This is a genomic window from Marinimicrobium sp. LS-A18, from assembly GCF_000463525.1.
Lineage (GTDB): Bacteria > Pseudomonadota > Gammaproteobacteria > Pseudomonadales > Cellvibrionaceae > Marinimicrobium > Marinimicrobium koreense.
The window spans coordinates 1,366,513-1,382,759 of sequence record NZ_AWEP01000002.1 but is presented as its reverse complement, the minus strand read 5'-3'; the positions used below and the strand labels follow the sequence as shown (position 1 = coordinate 1,382,759).

The 16,247-nt window shown below is 61.2% G+C and carries 19 protein-coding genes; 13 read left to right on the top strand and 6 right to left on the bottom strand.

Annotation, left to right across the window (positions count from 1 at the left end; all coding sequences use genetic code 11):
• Window positions 1-2: 2 nt before the first annotated feature.
• Window positions 3-626, bottom strand: coding sequence for an NAD(P)H:quinone oxidoreductase (wrbA, locus tag N645_RS0106110; RefSeq protein ID WP_024460629.1), 624 nt, complete (start codon window positions 624-626; stop codon window positions 3-5).
• 115 nt (window positions 627-741) lie between these two features.
• On the opposite strand from wrbA, the gene N645_RS0106105 reads away from it, so the two are divergent.
• Window positions 742-2,055: a YihY family inner membrane protein gene (locus N645_RS0106105; protein WP_024460628.1), complete on the top strand. Its 1,314-nt coding sequence runs from the start codon at window positions 742-744 to the stop codon at window positions 2,053-2,055.
• 7 nt (window positions 2,056-2,062) lie between these two features.
• Entirely contained in the window at window positions 2,063-3,322 is a 1,260-nt protein-coding gene (locus N645_RS0106100) for a valine--pyruvate transaminase (RefSeq protein WP_024460627.1), read from the top strand.
• Window positions 3,323-3,330: 8 nt separating this feature from the next.
• On the opposite strand, the gene N645_RS0106095 is transcribed toward N645_RS0106100, so the two are convergent.
• Together N645_RS0106095 and N645_RS0106090 are read right to left on the bottom strand one after the other, a co-directional pair.
• Window positions 3,331-4,167, bottom strand: coding sequence for an HDOD domain-containing protein (locus tag N645_RS0106095; protein WP_024460626.1), 837 nt, complete (start codon window positions 4,165-4,167; stop codon window positions 3,331-3,333).
• A gap of 70 nt (window positions 4,168-4,237) precedes the next feature.
• A complete protein-coding gene (locus tag N645_RS0106090) occupies window positions 4,238-5,164 on the bottom strand; it encodes a folate-binding protein YgfZ (protein ID WP_024460625.1) in 927 nt (308 codons plus the stop codon).
• Window positions 5,165-5,442: 278 nt separating this feature from the next.
• Here N645_RS0106090 and N645_RS0106085 point away from each other — a divergent pair, with 278 nt between their 5' ends.
• Window positions 5,443-5,652, top strand: coding sequence for a succinate dehydrogenase assembly factor 2 (locus N645_RS0106085; RefSeq protein ID WP_238559213.1), 210 nt, complete (start codon window positions 5,443-5,445; stop codon window positions 5,650-5,652).
• Window positions 5,618-6,088 (top strand): protein YgfX, encoded by a 471-nt coding sequence (locus N645_RS0106080; RefSeq protein WP_152521625.1) that lies wholly within the window; start codon window positions 5,618-5,620, stop codon window positions 6,086-6,088. Before N645_RS0106085 ends, N645_RS0106080 begins: the two co-directional genes overlap by 35 nt.
• Before the next feature lie 30 nt (window positions 6,089-6,118).
• On the opposite strand, the gene nadB is transcribed toward N645_RS0106080, so the two are convergent.
• Window positions 6,119-7,741, bottom strand: a complete 1,623-nt coding sequence (gene nadB / locus N645_RS0106075; RefSeq protein WP_024460622.1) for an L-aspartate oxidase — start codon at window positions 7,739-7,741, stop codon at window positions 6,119-6,121.
• A gap of 385 nt (window positions 7,742-8,126) precedes the next feature.
• Between nadB and rpoE the strand changes: the two genes are divergently transcribed.
• The 5 genes from rpoE (at window position 8,127) to arfB (ending at window position 11,394) form a co-directional block, all read left to right on the top strand.
• Complete coding sequence (gene rpoE / locus N645_RS0106070; protein ID WP_024460621.1) at window positions 8,127-8,717, top strand: RNA polymerase sigma factor RpoE; 591 nt, start codon at window positions 8,127-8,129, stop codon at window positions 8,715-8,717.
• Window positions 8,718-8,854: 137 nt separating this feature from the next.
• On the top strand, window positions 8,855-9,541 hold the full coding sequence (locus N645_RS0106065) for a sigma-E factor negative regulatory protein (protein WP_024460620.1): 687 nt from the start codon (window positions 8,855-8,857) through the stop codon (window positions 9,539-9,541).
• A 9-nt stretch (window positions 9,542-9,550) separates the two neighbouring features.
• The gene (locus N645_RS0106060; protein ID WP_024460619.1) at window positions 9,551-10,501 is read left to right on the top strand and encodes a MucB/RseB C-terminal domain-containing protein; all 951 of its coding nucleotides are present in this window, start codon (window positions 9,551-9,553) and stop codon (window positions 10,499-10,501) included.
• Window positions 10,498-10,959: a SoxR reducing system RseC family protein gene (locus N645_RS0106055; RefSeq protein WP_024460618.1), complete on the top strand. Its 462-nt coding sequence runs from the start codon at window positions 10,498-10,500 to the stop codon at window positions 10,957-10,959. Before N645_RS0106060 ends, N645_RS0106055 begins: the two co-directional genes overlap by 4 nt.
• Before the next feature lie 45 nt (window positions 10,960-11,004).
• Window positions 11,005-11,394 (top strand): alternative ribosome rescue aminoacyl-tRNA hydrolase ArfB, encoded by a 390-nt coding sequence (arfB, locus tag N645_RS0106050; RefSeq protein ID WP_036159910.1) that lies wholly within the window; start codon window positions 11,005-11,007, stop codon window positions 11,392-11,394.
• A 40-nt stretch (window positions 11,395-11,434) separates the two neighbouring features.
• Here arfB and N645_RS0106045 read toward each other — a convergent pair whose 3' ends face one another.
• Window positions 11,435-12,508 (bottom strand): MJ1255/VC2487 family glycosyltransferase, encoded by a 1,074-nt coding sequence (locus N645_RS0106045; RefSeq protein ID WP_024460616.1) that lies wholly within the window; start codon window positions 12,506-12,508, stop codon window positions 11,435-11,437.
• Window positions 12,505-13,056 (bottom strand): phosphatase PAP2 family protein, encoded by a 552-nt coding sequence (locus tag N645_RS0106040; protein WP_024460615.1) that lies wholly within the window; start codon window positions 13,054-13,056, stop codon window positions 12,505-12,507. Before N645_RS0106040 ends, N645_RS0106045 begins: the two co-directional genes overlap by 4 nt.
• A gap of 162 nt (window positions 13,057-13,218) precedes the next feature.
• Between N645_RS0106040 and N645_RS0106035 the strand changes: the two genes are divergently transcribed.
• The 4 genes from N645_RS0106035 to N645_RS0106020 all read left to right on the top strand — a co-directional run bounded on the left by N645_RS0106035 (window position 13,219) and on the right by N645_RS0106020 (window position 16,228).
• Window positions 13,219-13,590: a diacylglycerol kinase gene (locus tag N645_RS0106035; RefSeq protein WP_024460614.1), complete on the top strand. Its 372-nt coding sequence runs from the start codon at window positions 13,219-13,221 to the stop codon at window positions 13,588-13,590.
• Between the two features lie 103 nt (window positions 13,591-13,693).
• Window positions 13,694-15,013 (top strand): hypothetical protein, encoded by a 1,320-nt coding sequence (locus N645_RS0106030; protein WP_024460613.1) that lies wholly within the window; start codon window positions 13,694-13,696, stop codon window positions 15,011-15,013.
• Window positions 14,961-15,692 carry an OmpA family protein gene (locus N645_RS0106025; protein WP_024460612.1) on the top strand — a complete coding sequence of 244 codons (732 nt, stop codon included), beginning with the start codon at window positions 14,961-14,963 and terminating at the stop codon, window positions 15,690-15,692. Before N645_RS0106030 ends, N645_RS0106025 begins: the two co-directional genes overlap by 53 nt.
• Window positions 15,689-16,228, top strand: a complete 540-nt coding sequence (locus N645_RS0106020; RefSeq protein WP_024460611.1) for a hypothetical protein — start codon at window positions 15,689-15,691, stop codon at window positions 16,226-16,228. Before N645_RS0106025 ends, N645_RS0106020 begins: the two co-directional genes overlap by 4 nt.
• The last annotated feature ends 19 nt before the right edge of the window (window positions 16,229-16,247 follow it).

Here is a 16,247-nt window from a genome sequence, read left to right as displayed (position 1 = left end):
AATCAATCTCCGCTTGCGGTCGGGGTGTCGTCAGCACGGGGGCCGCGCAGCGCCCATTGCGCCATGCGCTGCCCGAGGGTCTGACACAGAGTGGTTTCGTGTTCGCTCAGGGTGGTTGCTTCGGCGCCCTCGGCCCAGTGGGACGGACCGTACGGCGTGCCGCCACTGCGGGTTTGGGTGAGGGCTGGCTCGCTGTAGGGCTGGCCCATCAATACCATGCCGTGATGCAGCAGCGGCAGCATCATCGACAGCAGCGTGCTCTCCTGACCGCCGTGCAGGGTCGAGGTGGAGGTGAAAACCGCTGCTGGCTTGTCAATCAGGTCCCCATTGACCCAAAGGCCGCTGGTGCTATCCAGAAAGTATTTGAGCGGTGCGGCCATATTGCCAAAACGCGTCGGGCTCCCGAGCAATAAACCGGCGCAGTGGCGCAGGTCGTCCAGCGTCGCGTAGGGGGCTCCGTCGGCGGGCACGGCCGGCTCGCTCGCCTGAGTGTCGGCAGAGACCGGCGGTACCGTGCGCAACCGGGCTTCAATACCTTGTACGCGTCTCACGCCTCGCGCCAGTTGTTGTGCCATGGCGGCGACCGAACCGGTTCGGCTGTAATAGAGAATCAGAACGTAGGGCATAGGGGGACCTGTCCGGGCTTGAGACGATGGGGGTTGTGGTACAGTGTGATCATACGCTCCCTTCAATACGGTACCTGGTCTTCGCGCCCAGGTTTTACAACAGGAAATGCCGATTATGCGGGACTTGCTCAACGCGGAAAATCGTCGCCACTATCTGCGCCTGACATGGCAGTTTTTGCAGATGATCGGCCAGCAACTGAAAGACACCGACTGCCAGAAAAGTGCCGCGCAACTGACTTACGTCACTCTGTTTGCCCTGGTGCCCCTGATGACGGTCACCTACTCCATGTTTTCCGCCATTCCGGCCTTCCAGGGGTTGGGCGAGCAAGTCCAGGATCTGATCTTTGCCAATATGGTACCTGAAACCGGCCAGGAGTTGCTCGGTCATCTGCGGGAATTCTCGCAACAGGCACGCCGTCTGACCATTGTGGGGGTCGTGTTTCTGGTGGCCTCCGCCTATTTCATGCTGGCCAATATCGAGAAAAACTTCAATTCGGTGTGGGGCATTGTGCGCGGCCGCCGGGGCATTTCCAAGTTCTTGCTCTACTGGGCGGTGCTGAGCCTCGGACCACTGCTGCTCGGCGTCGGTCTGGCCATGAGCACCTACCTGGCCTCCTTGCGGCTGTTCATGGATGGCTATGAGGCGCTTGGGTTGATCACCTGGATCTTTGAGTTCACTCCCTGGTTGCTGACCTCGGCGACCTTCACCCTGCTGTTTGCCGCGGTGCCCAACTGCCGGGTACCCATCCGCCACGCGTTGATCGGCGGGGTTGTGACCGGGCTGGTGTTTGAGCTGCTCAAGGCGGTGTTTGGCGTTATTGTCGCCAACTCCGCACTCAGTTCCATTTACGGTGCCTTTGCCATTGTTCCGCTGTTTCTGCTGTGGGTAAACCTGACCTGGATTGTGATTCTGGCCGGCGCCGTGCTGGTCCATACCATCGGCGTTTACCAGATCGCGCTGCGCGACCGGGGCTACCCGGATCTGGTGGCGGCCATGGTGGTGTTGTGGCATTTCTATCGCCGCAGTCTCGATGGCCGGGGGCTGGAAGACAGTGAACTGCTGCAGCTTGGCCTGGCTTCGGACCAGTGGCAGCGAATTCGTATGGCCCTGCAGAGAGAACACTGGATCGCGGTGACCAATCAGGGGGATTTCGTCCTCTGCCGGGATCTGCATCGCCGCCGCATCCGGGAGCTGGGTCCGCTGTTGAGGCTGCCCAAAGTTCTGCCCGACCCCTGTCTCGACCTGGACAAGCTGCCCTGGTACCCCGAATTGCACGAGCGTCTGAAGCGTATTGAGGGGTTCTCCGGGGAGCAACTGGATATGACCTTCGCGGAACTGTTCGACGCGGCTATGGAAAAAGAGGCCGCCGATAAGAATCGGGAGGCCCGTCTTTCCGAGCATCCTGCGTCTCGTGCGAGCGGAATCTGAGCGACTTATGAAGCTGTCCCGATTTGGTGAAAAAGTGGCGGGTGATGCCGGTATTGTCACCTTGATGGACGACCTGGGCGAGGCGCTCCGGGTCAATCCCGAGATGATTTTCATGGGCGGTGGTAATCCCGCATCCATCCCCGAGGTGGAGGCATCGCTGAGCAGCGCCCTGCAGGGGGTGATGGACGACCCCGGCGTTCGACGCCCGATGCTCGGTGTGTACCAGCCCCCTCAGGGGGATCCGGAATTTCTCGATTCACTGGCCGGGGAGCTGCGTCGCACCTGCGGTTGGTCGGTCACCCGAGAGAACCTCGCGGTGGCCAATGGCAGCCAGTCGGCGTTCTTCGTGTTGTTCAATCTGTTGGCCGGAGAGGGGAGTGATGGCGTCTACCGTAAGGTGCAGTTGCCCCTGGTGCCCGAGTATCTGGGCTATGCGGATGTCGGCCTGGCCCCGTCGCTGTTTCGTGCGAACCGGCCGGCCATCGAGTTGCTGCCCGAGGGGCTGTTCAAGTATCACATCGACTTTGAGCGACTGACCCTGGAGGAGGATGTTGGCGCCCTGTGCTTGTCCCGGCCGACCAACCCGACCGGGAACCTGGTGACCGAAGATGAATTGAATCACCTTGATGCAATGGCTCGGGAACGCGACCTGCCGTTGATTCTGGATGTGGCGTATGGAGCGCCTTTTCCCGACATCGTTTACCCGTCCACGCGCCCCTTCTGGAATGACAACACCATACTGGTGCTGAGCCTGTCCAAGCTGGGGTTGCCCGGGGCGCGCACGGGCATTGTCGTTGCCCGACCGGAGATCATTCAGGCCTTTGCCCGGGCCAATACGGTATTGAGCCTTGCCAGCGGCAACCTGGGGCCGGCGTTGGCGCAACAGCTGCTGGTAAGGGGTGAGCTGTTTCGGTTGGGGCCCGAGGTGATACGGCCGTTTTATCACCAGCGGATGCAGTCGGCGCTGGCGGTATTTCAGCACGAACTGACCGGCCTGCCGGTTCGTATTCATCGCCCCGAGGGTGCGTTCTTTTTGTGGCTCTGGTTTGAAGGGCTACCCATTTCCAGCATGGCATTGTACGAGCGCCTCAAGGCACGGGGTGTGCTGGTGGTGCCCGGTGAACACTTCTTTCCGGGGCTGCAGGAGCCGTGGGGGCATCGGCAGGAATGTCTGCGCGTGACCTACTGTCAGGCCCCGGAGCGGGTTGCCGAGGGGGCCAAGATTCTGGGGGATGAGGTGCGCCGCCTGTACACCGACGGCGCCTGATCGGTGCTTTATTGCAGCGCCATCATGGCCGCCGCCATTTCGTCGCTCAGGTCTTCCGCTTCGGCCGACTGCATGTCCGGGTCCATACCGAGCCGTTCGAACGCGGTGACGTCCTGGTAATCCATTTCCCCGATGGCGGAGCCGTCGCCCATATGACTCTGAAGCAGCGCAACCGTGACCAGGTCGGCGTAGTCGGCGGTCTCGGCCTTGCGGTCGAACTTCAGGTGCCGGCTCGGCACATTGACCAGCTCTTCGGGGAATTCCCAGGCTTTCAGAATCATGTCACCCAGCGGGCCCTGCAGCTCGTCAATCACCCGGTCCAGAGTCAGGCTGTCGGTCAGCAGCGAAGGGTGCTCCTCGGCGTAGGTCAGAATGGGCAGAACGCCGATTTTATGGATCAGGCCCGCCAGGGTCGCCTTGTCCGGCTGCAGCTTGGTGTAGTGCCGGCACAGCACATGGCAGATCCCGGCCACTTCGCTTGAGCGCATCCACACATCCCGCAATCGGCTGTCCACCAGATCCGAGGTGGCCTGGAACATCTGCTCCATGGCCAGGCCGGTGGCCAGGTTGCAGGTATATTCCATGCCCAGTCGGCTCAGGGCGGTTTTCAGATCTTCGATGTGGCGGTTGGCCCTGAGCAGGGGGCTGTTTGCCACCCGGATGATGCGGGCGCTCAGGGCGGCGTCGTTGCCGATCACCTTGGCCAGTTGATCCAGACTGGCGTCCGGGTCGTCCGCCACTTCCCGAACCTGGAGGGCGACTTCGGGCAGGGTGGGCAGGACCAGTTGATCGTTTTTGATGGCACTGATGATTTCGTCTCGGACGCGCTCAACAACATGACTCATGGGGCTTCCTGTTTCCGGTCTTCAGGGTTTTCATGGGCCGCCAGCTTCTCGGGCGGCCAACCATTGGAGTTTATTCGACAGTATAGGGTAATGATAGCGCTTCGGCCGGGAAAGTGTGGTCGATCTGGATTTCTCCCTCCAGAGCGCTGTCTTCGACTACGGCAAGGCACTCACAGGTGCCGGGCCCGCTCGGGGCGGCCGTAACCAGCTCACCGACTTTCTTCCCGTCGCCATTGTGCAGCAGCGTGCCCGGCAGCAGGGCGTCGGGATCGCTGCAGGTGGCGCTCAACCGCCGCATGCGTTGCTTGAGTTTCCCTTTGTAGTGCAGTCGCGCGACGATTTCCTGGCCGGTGAAGCAACCTTTGCGGAAGCTGACGCCGCCGATCTGGGTAAAATTCAACAGTTGCGGGGTAAACAGTCCCTGCGTCTGCGGCAGCACCTCACCCAGGCCCGCGCGGATATCCAGCAGCCGCCACTGGGTATCACCGGCCGTCGGCTGGCCGAAGTGTCGGTCGAGGACCTCGGCCTGGGCCTCGGTCAGCCAGCACTCGTAGCGCTGCTCGTCGAGCGTGACAATAAAGCCCCCGTCGTGCGCCACCCACTGGCCCGGCTCAGGGGCGGGCTCAACCAGTACCCCGGCCAGCTGTTTGCGGGCGTCGGGGCCGCACAGGCCGCGTAACCGGTAATGGCCGGTTTCGTCGGACAGCTCCGCTTTGGAAAAGACAATATATTTTCCCAGAGAGGCGGTGGTGGCCTCCACCATGGAGCGCGGCAGGCGCAGCAGCACCTGCTCTTCACCGGTGGCCAGGGCGCGAAAGCTCACCTGCATCCGACCTTTCGGGTCGCAGTGCGCCCCCAGTCGGCTTTCGCCCGGCGTCAACTCCCGAATGTCACAGGTGACCTGCCCCTGGAGAAAGGCCTTGGCCTGGGGACCGGTGATGGCCATCAGGGTCCAGTCGGACAGAGTCAGCCAGTGGGTGGAAGTTGCCGTCTGCATGGGTAGAGCGCTCCCGTGGTTGCGATTCGAACGTGATTGACCTGCGCCGCTGGGCGATAGGGCCGATCACCGAGGGCGCATGATAGAACGATACGTCGGTGGCTCCAAGCCCGGCAAGCGCCCGAGTGCGAGTCACGCTCCGAGGTCCGGGCCCGGGCGGGCAATCTCCGGCCTTGCGCCGTTCATAGAGTTCCGGTGCGATGATATACTGCGGCCCTTGTTGCTAACGGGAGATGTCTGTGGAACGCAACCGTCTATTCTGGGGCAGTCGCCGCGGTATGCTGGAGCTGGATCTGATCCTGCTGCCCTTTCTGGAAAACGTGTATCCCGGCCTTGAGCAGGCGGACAAAGAGCGCTACTGGAAGTTGCTCGAGTCCGAGGATCAGGAGATGTTCGCCTGGTTTCTGCACCGCCAGGATCCCGAGGACGCTGAACTGAAAAGGATTGTCGACATTGTCCGGGCCAATACCGGAATCAACGCCCGCTAACCGCCGGTTGGCGCCCATCCGCCTGCAGCCGTCGCGCTGGTTGCGGCGCCTGCATCGGTGTCTGTTACTCGCTCTGGCGGTACTGCCTTGGCTCGCTTTTGTGGGGCATTCCGATGTCCCCATTGGTTGGCTGATGGTCCTGTGCCTGTTCAATGCGCTGCTGGTCTGGGAGTGGTGGCGTACCGGACGACGTTCTGAACCGACGGTTTTGGCCTATGAAGCCGGAGCCTGGACGCTTGAGGGGGCATCCGGGGTGGTTACGGTGGTCCCCTGCGGTGAATGGCTGGTCTGGCCCTGGCTCCAGGTGGTGCGTTTTCGTGAAGGCGACAAGCTGCGAGTGCACACCCTGATCATCCTGCCGGACAGTGCCAGTGCTGACGACCGTCGGCGCCTTCGGGTGTGGTTGCGGATGGGGCGTTGGCATGAGGGACGCTGATCGCGAGCGGTCGGCGTCCCTCCGATCACATTACTCTTTGTTCACAATCACATTCTGGCCGGCGTAATTCATCGGCACCAGAATGGTGTCCCGCGCAATGGGTGAGCGCTCCGGATAGTCGAGAGAGAAGTGCAGGCCGCGGCTCTCCCGGCGAGCGCTGGCCGAACGGATGATCAGCTCGGCGACCATGGCCAGGTTGCGCAATTCAATCAGATCACTGCTGACCTTGTAGTTGCTGTAATACTCGGCGATTTCCCGCTGCAGCAGTTTGATGCGGTGGGTCGCCCGCTGCAGGCGCTTTTGGGTGCGCACTATGCCCACGTAGTCCCACATGAAGCGGCGCAGCTCATCCCAGTTGTGGGAGATGATCACATCCTCGTCGGAGTTGGTGACCCGGGATTCATCCCAGGCGGGGGAGACTTCGGGGGCGTCGATCCGGGGCAAGTTCTCACCGATGTGCTCCGCGGCGGACTGGGCGTACACAATGCACTCCAGCAATGAATTACTCGCCATGCGGTTGGCACCGTGCAGGCCGGTAAACGACGTCTCGCCGATGGCATAAAGGTTGAGCAGGTCGGTCTGCCCGTGGTGGTCCACCATGATTCCCCCGCAGGTGTAGTGGGCCGCCGGTACCACGGGGATCGGCTCTTTGGTGATGTCGATGCCGAACTCCAGGCAGCGGGCTTTGACCGTCGGGAAATGTTCGCTGATGAACTCGGCCGGCTTGTGGCTGATATCCAGATAGAGGCAGTCGCAGCCGAGGCGCTTCATTTCATGGTCGATGGCCCGGGCCACAATGTCGCGCGGCGCCAGTTCGGCGCGCTCGTCGAACCGGGTCATGAAGCGTTCGCCACTGGGCAGGCGCAGATAGGCGCCTTCACCACGCAGCGCTTCGGTAATCAGAAAGGTCTTGGCCCGGGGGTGGTACAGGCACGTCGGGTGAAACTGGTTGAACTCCATGTTGGCGACCCGGCAGCCCGCCCGCCAGGCCATGGCAATCCCGTCGCCACTGGCGCTGTCGGGGTTGCTGGTGTACAGATAGACCTTGCTGGCGCCCCCGGTGGCCAGTACCACCACGCGGGACTGAAACACATGCACATGGTCGTCGCGCCGGTTGAGCGCATAGGCGCCGGTGCAGCGCAGTTTGGGTGAGCCTTTGTCGGCCTGGGTGATCAGGTTGAGGGCGACATGGTCCTCAAACAGTTCGATATTGGGCTCGGCGCGTACCCGGTCAATCAGGGTGCTGTGCACCGCTTCTCCGGTGGCGTCGGCACTGTGGATGATGCGCCGGTGGCTGTGGCCGCCCTCCTGGGTCAGGTGGTAACCGCCGTTGCTGCCTTCCCGAGTAAAGTTGACGCCCTGATCAATCAGCCAGCGAATGGCTCCCTCGCTGCGCTCAACGGTAAACCGGACCGCGTCTTCGTGGCAGAGGCCTCCGCCGGCATTTAGGGTATCGCTGACATGGGCTTCAATGGAATCGTCATCGTCCAGCACCGCCGCAATACCGCCCTGGGCAAACCAGGTCGAGCCCTCGTTGACGGCATTTTTACTGAGCACGTGAACCCGTCCGTGCCGGGCCAGTTGCAATGCCAGTGTCAGACCGGCGGCGCCGGACCCGATAACGAGAATATCGCTGCTAAAGTGGTTGCTCATTCAGTGTGTACCTGTCCTGCCATGGGGCGATGCCCGGTAGGGCCATTTACGTCGTCGGGCGCGCTCCGGGATCATCGTTCTGCGGTACGGATGCGGCCTGGACCGACCGTAACGTTAGAGGTAGATGGTATAAACCCGTATAATAGCAAGGCTCGTGGCCAGTGTCTTAGAGATCATTGGGTAATATGAGACGCAGCACTTATGAACTTTTTGTCGGGCCTTTGGTCAGTGGGGCACCGGTAGTGACCGGGTGGCCACCTACCATAGCAACGAAGCGTGTTCGCATTTGCGGGCGGACAGAGGCAAACCACAGAAGTGGCAAACAACAACAGATGAATGACACTGGAGTCCGGTTGTGGGCTCCGGGTCGCTTGGGGGTTATGGGATGACAGCGCACGCCGCGCAGGACACCGATCAACAGCTGGTCGAGCGAGTACAGAAGGGCGATAAGCGCGCCTTCGATCTGTTGGTCATCAAGTACCAGCACAAAATTTATGCCATTATCGGGCGCTATATCCGCGATCAGGCGGAAGTGCAGGATGTGGCTCAAGAGGCGTTCATCAAGGCCTATCGGGCCCTGGCCAAATTCCGGGGCGACAGCGCCTTCTACACCTGGCTGTACCGGATTGCCATCAACACGGCGAAGAACCACCTGGTGGCGCGCAATCGGCGCCCTCCGGCCAGCGATGTGGAAGTGGACGATGCCGAGTTTTACACCGGCAGCGAGGCTCTGAAGGATATCGAGAGCCCGGAACGCAGCCTGATGCGCGATGAGCTCCAGGCCGTGGTGGACAAGGCCATACGGGATCTGCCGGAAGATCTGCGCACCGCGGTGACACTGCGGGAGATGGAGGGGCTGAGCTATGAGGACATCGCTCATATCATGGATTGTCCGGTTGGTACCGTCAGATCCCGGATATTCCGGGCTCGCGAAGCCATCGATCGGTGCATCGAACCGCTGGTGGCAGAGTCGTAAATGTTTGTTAAGATTTTTTTGGTTTTCGGCTGAACCTTTGGGGGAGAGCCCAGTCTCACCCAATGAAGGCCCGGGGTTGGAAGCATTCAGCAGTGCTTCAGCCACTATTGATATCGCTTGATGAAGGTACATGCGCGATGACTGAACAGAGCAATCACTCCCTGAATGAGTCACTGTCGGCACTGGTCGATGGTGAAGCGTCTCCGCTGGAAGTACGTCGTTTACTGAAAGCCGGCGCTGACGACTCAGCGGATTCGGAGTTGAACGCACGCTGGTCCCGTTACCAGTTGGCGGGCTCGGTAATGCGACGTGAGCTGGAAGTCATGGCGCCCTCGGGCTTTGCGGACCGGATCAGTGAAGCGCTGGCCGACGAGGCGGCGCCGGCGACCGGACACCGTCATTGGTGGCAGCGCGTCGGGCAGGTCGCGGTGGCCGCCTCGGTGGCCGGTGCGGTATTGATCGGGGTCCAGCAGTACCCGGGTATGGAAGCCGACAACACGATCGCCGGCACCTCGCCTGCCGAGAGCAGCAGTGCCGAAAGCGACATCGGCCGTTCCGAGCCGGTGTCTCTGCCGGCGGGTTATCAGGCACCCTCCCTGCCCATGGCCCGTACCGCCAGCGCGGAAAGCGGTTATGACCCGGTGCAGCGCCCGTCCAGAGAAGTCATTTTTGTGCCGGTGCGCGCCGAATCCGGCCAGATTCCCGCCGAGGAAATCCGCGCCTACCTGAACCAGTTGATGCAGGCCCACAGTGATCACGCCGCGCGCAACAGCAATCAGGGTGTTCTGCCTTTTGCTCGGGTGACCAATCAAGACGAGGAGTAAAGCGCCGTGATGGGGCGACTGCTCGCAAGCCTGGTGTTGCTATCCGCAGGCTGGGCGGCTCAGGCAGACAGTCCAGCTCAAGCAGACAGTCCGGATCCGCTGAGCCTGCTCCAGAGCATGGCTCGTGCCGGGCAGAACCTGAATTACCGGGGCTCTTTCACCTATGAGCATCGCAATGCCATGGAGAGCTTCCGGGTATACCGCTGGTCAGACGGTGAGCGGGTCGTGGAGCGGCTCGAGTATCTGAACGGTCCCGCGGGTACCGCCCAACAACTGAATGGTATGGCCGGATGTCAGACAACCGGTTATCGCCTGCTCAACGCCGATGTATCCCCCGAAACGGTCGCCCGCCTTGACCGCTACTACCAGTTGACCGTCCGAGGTTCAGACCGGGTGGCCGGTCGAGAGACCTATACCCTTGAGGTACGCCCCAGAGATCAGCTTCGCTATGGCTACCTGCTAGGGGTGGACCAAAAGACCGGGCTGCTGCTTAAGGCGCTGTTGGTCGATGAACAGCAGCGGCTGCTGGAACGTTTCCAATTTGTAGACCTGGATATCAACCCAGATGCCGAAGCGCTGCCGGAAGAGGCTGAGCAGCGGCCTGAAAATCACACCGATTGCCTGGATGCCGAGGCGGGCCAGCCGACGCGCTGGAGCCTGAATTGGCTGCCCCCGGGGTTTGCCTATTCCGGGGAAAAGCGTCTTCCCAATGGCATTGATATGTTAATGTATACCGACGGTCTGGCCAGTTTTTCGGTATTCCTGCAGCCGGTGGCCAGCTCCTCGGAGATTGCCGGGCGTGCCCATCGAGGGGCCACCTCAGCATTCATGGGGCAGTTGGCAACGGACAATCAGCAGTATCGCGTGACCGTGGTGGGCGAGATTCCCGGCGCCGTCGCCGAGCAGCTGGCCCAAGGCATAACCCCTTTGTCCGGGCCCCGTGAGGCAACAACACCATGATTTCCGAAACCGGCCGCATTGTCGCCATTGAAACCGATGGACTCTGGGTGGAAACCATCCAGCGCTCCACCTGTGGTAGCTGCGCGGCGGAAAAAGGTTGTGGTCAGAGCCTGATGGCGCGGCTCATGGGGCATACCAGTTACCTGTGGGTGCTTCTGGAAGGGCGGGATCCGGCGGATTACCGTATTGATCAGGAAATCCAGATTGGAGTGCCCGAAAGTGTTGTGGTCAACGGCTCCCTGTTTGTGTACCTCACACCGCTGTTTGGCATGTTGGCCGGTGCCGGCGTGGCCCAGCAGCTCTGGGCATCCGATGGCCTGAGCGCCCTTGGCGCCCTGGTCGGCCTGCTGGCCGGTGGCGCACTGGTCCGCTGGCGTGCGCACCAGACCCGCTACGATCGCCGCCTGCAGCCGGTGCTGCTCGACGATCGGCAACCGGTCACCCTGATTCCCTCCTGAACCCTATCCCTGCAAGAGTGAGATCGCGTTTTGCCCCCTTCCCTGATGATTCCGGAGCACGAAGTCGAATTGACGGCCATTCGCGCCCAAGGGGCGGGGGGGCAGAATGTCAACAAGGTCAACAGCGCGGTGCACCTGCGTTTTGATGTTCAGGCGTCCTCGCTACCGGGAGCGGTCAAGGAGCGTCTGCTGCAGATGCGCGATCAGCGGATCACCGCAGACGGTGTCCTGGTACTCAAAGCCCAGCGCTTCAGAACCTGGGAGAAAAACCGGGCCGATGCGCTGGAGCGGTTGGCGGAGCTGATTGCCAAAGCCAGTCACCGACCCAAGCCCCGGCGACCCACTCGCCCCTCCAAGGCCGCTCGGCAAAAGCGCATGGATCGAAAGACGCAGCGCGGCGCGATCAAACGCAATCGCGGTAAAGTCGACCTCTGACCTCTGACCTCTGACCGTTGAACCGCCACCGACACCCTGTTCAGGGCTGAGCGGTGGCGGACGCACGCTCCAGATTGACCTTGGCCTCCGGCTCCGGCACCTGTCGCCAGAGCTCATCCCGCAACTGCCCGAACGCCGGTTTCCGATCATTGAGCAACCAGCGCGCCAGGGCCTGGGCAACGTTGGGGTAATCTACCGGTCGGGCGCGCGGCATGGCCAGCCAGTCGCCAATGGCCTTTTCGGTCAATACCTGAGCCACGGCACCATAGCCGAGTTGGCTCAAGGCGAACGCATTCGACTGTTGCTCCATCTGACCGACCACGGGTTGCACCAGCAGCTTCTTGCCCAACTGAATGGCCTCGCTGGGCAGTTCGAAACCCGCGCTGCAAATGACTCCCTCGACCCGGTGCAGATCGGCCTGAAAGCCTTCCCGGGAAAAGGGCCGGATCTGGATGTGGCCCTCGTCGATGGGTTTCGGTACCGGCTGATAGACGTAGAAGCGGGTGTCCGGAAACGCGCGTAGCTGAGGCACTATGTCCTCGGGCTGAGCGAAGGGCAGATACACCAGATACTCTTTGGCGTGGCACTCGTTGGGATACTGCGAGGGCTCAATCAGCGGTGGCAGAATCGGCTGGTTGAAGTGGTGCCAGTGCAGACCGATGGCGTGCTCTACCGGCGCGAACTGCCGCATGAAGGCCCGTACAAACAGGTTTTCGCCCCGTTTCGGAATCTGGTGCATGAATGCACACTGGTGGGAAATGCCGATGCTGGGCAGCCCGGCTCGGCGCGCCGCCCAGGCGGTTACCGGTTCGAAATCATTGATCAGCAGATCGTAGCCGCTGACATCCAGCGAGCGGATATCCCGGTAAAGGGTGCGCAGGTGGCTGCTGAGTATGGTTCGAGGATAGTTTACCCGCCCGTGCTCAGTGACAAAGGTCAGACCGCGAAAGCATCGGTACGAGCCGAAAGTGTCCATGTCGAAATAGTCTTCGGGCGCCCGCCCGGAAAACACCCAGTCTACTTCGACTCCCTCCTCCTTGAGTGCTCTTGCCATGATTCGCGCGCGAGTGGTGTGGCCATTGCCCGTGCCCTGAACACCGTACAGTATCTTCATAAAACGCCTGTGGTTGGCCAGATTATCGAGGAGGCATAGAGCCCCGTCATTGCCGCTCCGGATCCCAGCAAGGCCCCGGCGGCGATATCACTGGGGTAGTGCACACCCAGCAACACCCGGCTGGCGCCAATCATGCTGGCCCACAGATAGCAGGGCAGGGCAAAGGTCGGGTAAAAGCTGGTAACCAGCGCGGCAAACAGAAAGGCGGCGGCGGTATGCCCCGAGGGGAAACTGAACTGGTCCGAGGGGGTGATCCAGGCCTCGTAGAAATCAATTTTCATGGCGGGCCGGTCTCGCTTGATGGCATTTTTAAGCCAAAGGTAGAGACTGATATCCAGCGCGTAGGCCAGTATGCCCGCCAGGATAAACGCCTGGCCGTGCTCCGGCTCGAGCAGCGCCAGTGCCAGGGAGCCCAGAATATACAGGTGGCCGTCCCCGGTTCTCGAAATCCAGCGAACCGATTTGCGGTAGGGGAAGCGCTTGGTGACGTGTAGCCACAGAAAAGCGAGAGTATCCAGCCGATGCACGCGTTCAAAGAGACTGTTCATAGGTCACCGCCTTGGTTGGGTCTTGGGACTTCAGCCGCCGACAGCGTATTGATAGCACTCCATTGTGAATCTTCCATGACAGTGAACGGCCGGGATTTCCATCGCCGCAACAATCCGTTAACGTACGCGGCATTGGCGATCATCCAGGAGTGTTACCCCCTTATGCCCAAACCCGGAAAAACCGGTTTACGCCGGATTGTTGATGCCTTTGGGTACTCCATGCACGGCTTTGCCGCGGCCTGGCGCTTCGAGGCGGCGTTCCGTCAGGAGGTCCTGTTGGCGGTTATCCTGCTACCGGCCTCGCTCTGGCTGGGGACGACCCTAATGGAGCGGTTGCTGCTGGTGGCCAGTGTGTTCTGGGTCATCATGGCGGAGTTGGCGAACTCGGCGATTGAGGCGGCGATTGATCGCACGGGGGATGAAATGCATGTGCTTGCGGGTCGCGCCAAGGATATGGGCTCGGCACTGGTGCTGGTCAGTCTGATCCTGCTGGCCATCATCTGGGTCAGCGTGGGAGCGGCGCGGTTTCTCTGAGAGGAGCGGGAGCGAGAGTGCTCGGCAGTGGTCGACCGGGGGGCGAATAGGCTACACTCGGGGCCGACGTTAACGCCGAGACGGCATACAGACTCAGGCCTCTATGGACTTCTTGCTCGAATTCTCCACCCTGTCACTGGTTTTGATGGCATTGATCGTACTGATGACGGTCTACTTTATCGGGCCGGGCTACTCTTCCCAAAGTGCGGTACACGCCCCGACCATTCTCACCAGTACGGGTATTTTCGGTACCTTTATCGGGGTGGCGCTGGGACTGCTGGAATTTGACACGACGGATATCCAGTCCAGCGTTCCGGGGTTGATCGAGGGGCTTCAGACCGCGTTCTGGACCTCCATCGCCGGCCTGTTAGGCGCCTTGCTGGTCAAGTTCCGTCATTTGACCACCACGCTGCGCCAGCATCGGCGCCAGTCCAGTTACGAGGCGGCCACGGTCGATGATCTGGCCAATTTGCTATCCGATATTCACCAATCCCTGTCCGACCCCGATGCCGGTGGTCTGAATGCCGCCGTGCAGGGCTTGCGCCAGCAACAGCAGGACGAAATCCGGGGGCTGAAACAGTCTCTGGAGCAGTATCAGGCCGATATGACCGAGGCCAACACTCAGGCGCTGATTCGCGCGCTGGAGACCGTGCTGACCGACTTCAATGCTCAGATCGACGTCCAGTACGGCGAAAACTTCAAGAAGCTCAATGAAGCGGTGGGTAATATGCTGCTCTGGCAGCAGAACTACAAAACCGAGCTGCAGGAGCTTCTGGTGACTCAGAAGTCCAATGGCGAGCTGCTCGACAAGGCCAGCCGGGCGTATGAGAAAGTGGTCACCCACTCCGAGGTGTTCAATCAGGTGTCCGAGTCTCTCGGCGGGCTGATGGAAGCGCTGCAGGCGCAGGCCCAGGGGTTGGATCAGTATCTGTCCCAGCTGTCGACGGTGGCGGAGAAAGCCGCGGCGGGTCTTCCCTCTCTGGAGGGACGGGTGGATGCGCTCACGGATCAGCTGGCGGACAGCGTGACCCGCAACCAACAGCAACTGAGCCAGGTACTGGATGAAGCCTCCCGGGCCCTGAGGGATACGTCGGCGGAAGTGCATCGCAACCTGGCCGACAGTCTGACTCAATCCCAGAACGGTATGCACCAACAGGTGGAAGCCCTGGTGGACCGTACCGGCAGTCAGTTGGAGGAGCTTGATAAGGCGCTGGAGCGCGAGCTGACCAAAGCGCTGACCACCTTTGGCTATCAATTGACCTCACTGTCCGAGAAATTCGTCAACGATTATTCGCCGTTGACTGACAAGCTGCGCGCACTGGTTCAGGCCAGCGGCGCGGTTACTGATTCCAATGGCCCCGATACCACTCATGACTCAGCGTCCCAATCAGCAAAATCCGCTCGCACCCCGGCCCAACCATGATGTAGAGCACGAGGAGCACTGGGTCTCCGTCAGTGATCTGATGGGGGGACTGATGATGGTGTTCCTGTTGATTGCCGTGGTCTATATGGTTCAGCTCGAGATCGAGAGCCGTAAAATTCGCGATGTGGCGGTGCTCTACGACCGCCTGAAAACCCAGTTGTACGACGATCTTCAGGAAGAGTTCGGAGACGATCTGCCGCGCTGGGGAGCCGAACTCAACCGGGATCTCAGCCTGCGCTTTTACGACACCGAAGTGCTCTTTCCTCAGGGGGAAGACACCCTGCGTCCCGCGTTTGAGGCGATATTGTCCGATTTCTTCCCGCGTTACCTGGCGATCATCACTTCCCCCAAATACCGGGATGACATTCTTGAGGTGCGGATTGAAGGTCACACCTCCAGCGACTGGGGAAATCTGCCGGAGCGGGAAGCCTACATTCGCAATATGGCGCTGTCCCAGGCTCGAACCCGCACGACCCTGGCCTACCTGCTCAGCCTGCCGGAGGTGGAGCCGGAGCGGGCCTGGATCAAGGCGCACCTGACCGCCAATGGACTGTCCTCCTCCAAGGTAGTGACCCGAAACGGCCAAGAGGACGAGATCCGCTCCCGTCGAGTTGAGTTCCGGCTGCGCACCGATGCGGAGTCCCGCATCGAAGGGTTGCTCACCGAGGAGCGCTCGTGAAGCTGCCGGACTTTCTGGAGTTTGAGCCGTTCAACCGCATGCGGGCGTCTCTCGGGACGGAGCAATTGGGAGCGTTCGAGTTTTTTGATCCGAATCTGCACCTCACCGCCCGGGAACGGGAGGAGCTCCTCACGGGCCTGACACTGGGCTGGTCGGCCTTACGGTGCCTGCACGATTATACGCTGGCGTATAAAAACAGCCGGGTTCTGGTGTGGGGGCAGGCGCCGGGAGAGAGTTGGGCAGCGCCGGGGTACCACCTGGCGTACTGCCGGACGCTGCAACAGTTGCGTCGACAGCAACCGGATCTGCGCTTGTCGGTGGCCACCCGGTTACCCGAGCCGGACCCCTGGCCCTGGCGGGTGTGCCCGGAATGCCTGCAGCAACTACAGTTTCGCGGCTTTGACGCCGCGCGAGCCCGGCATCGGGACTACAGCGAACGGGTGTTGGAGGCCTTCGATCTGGCGGATTTTTTCCGTGACTACCCGGTCTATCCGATCACGTCCGAGGTGTTGCGAGCGCTGGACGTCGTCGCCTGAAGCGGGCTTACCGCAGATG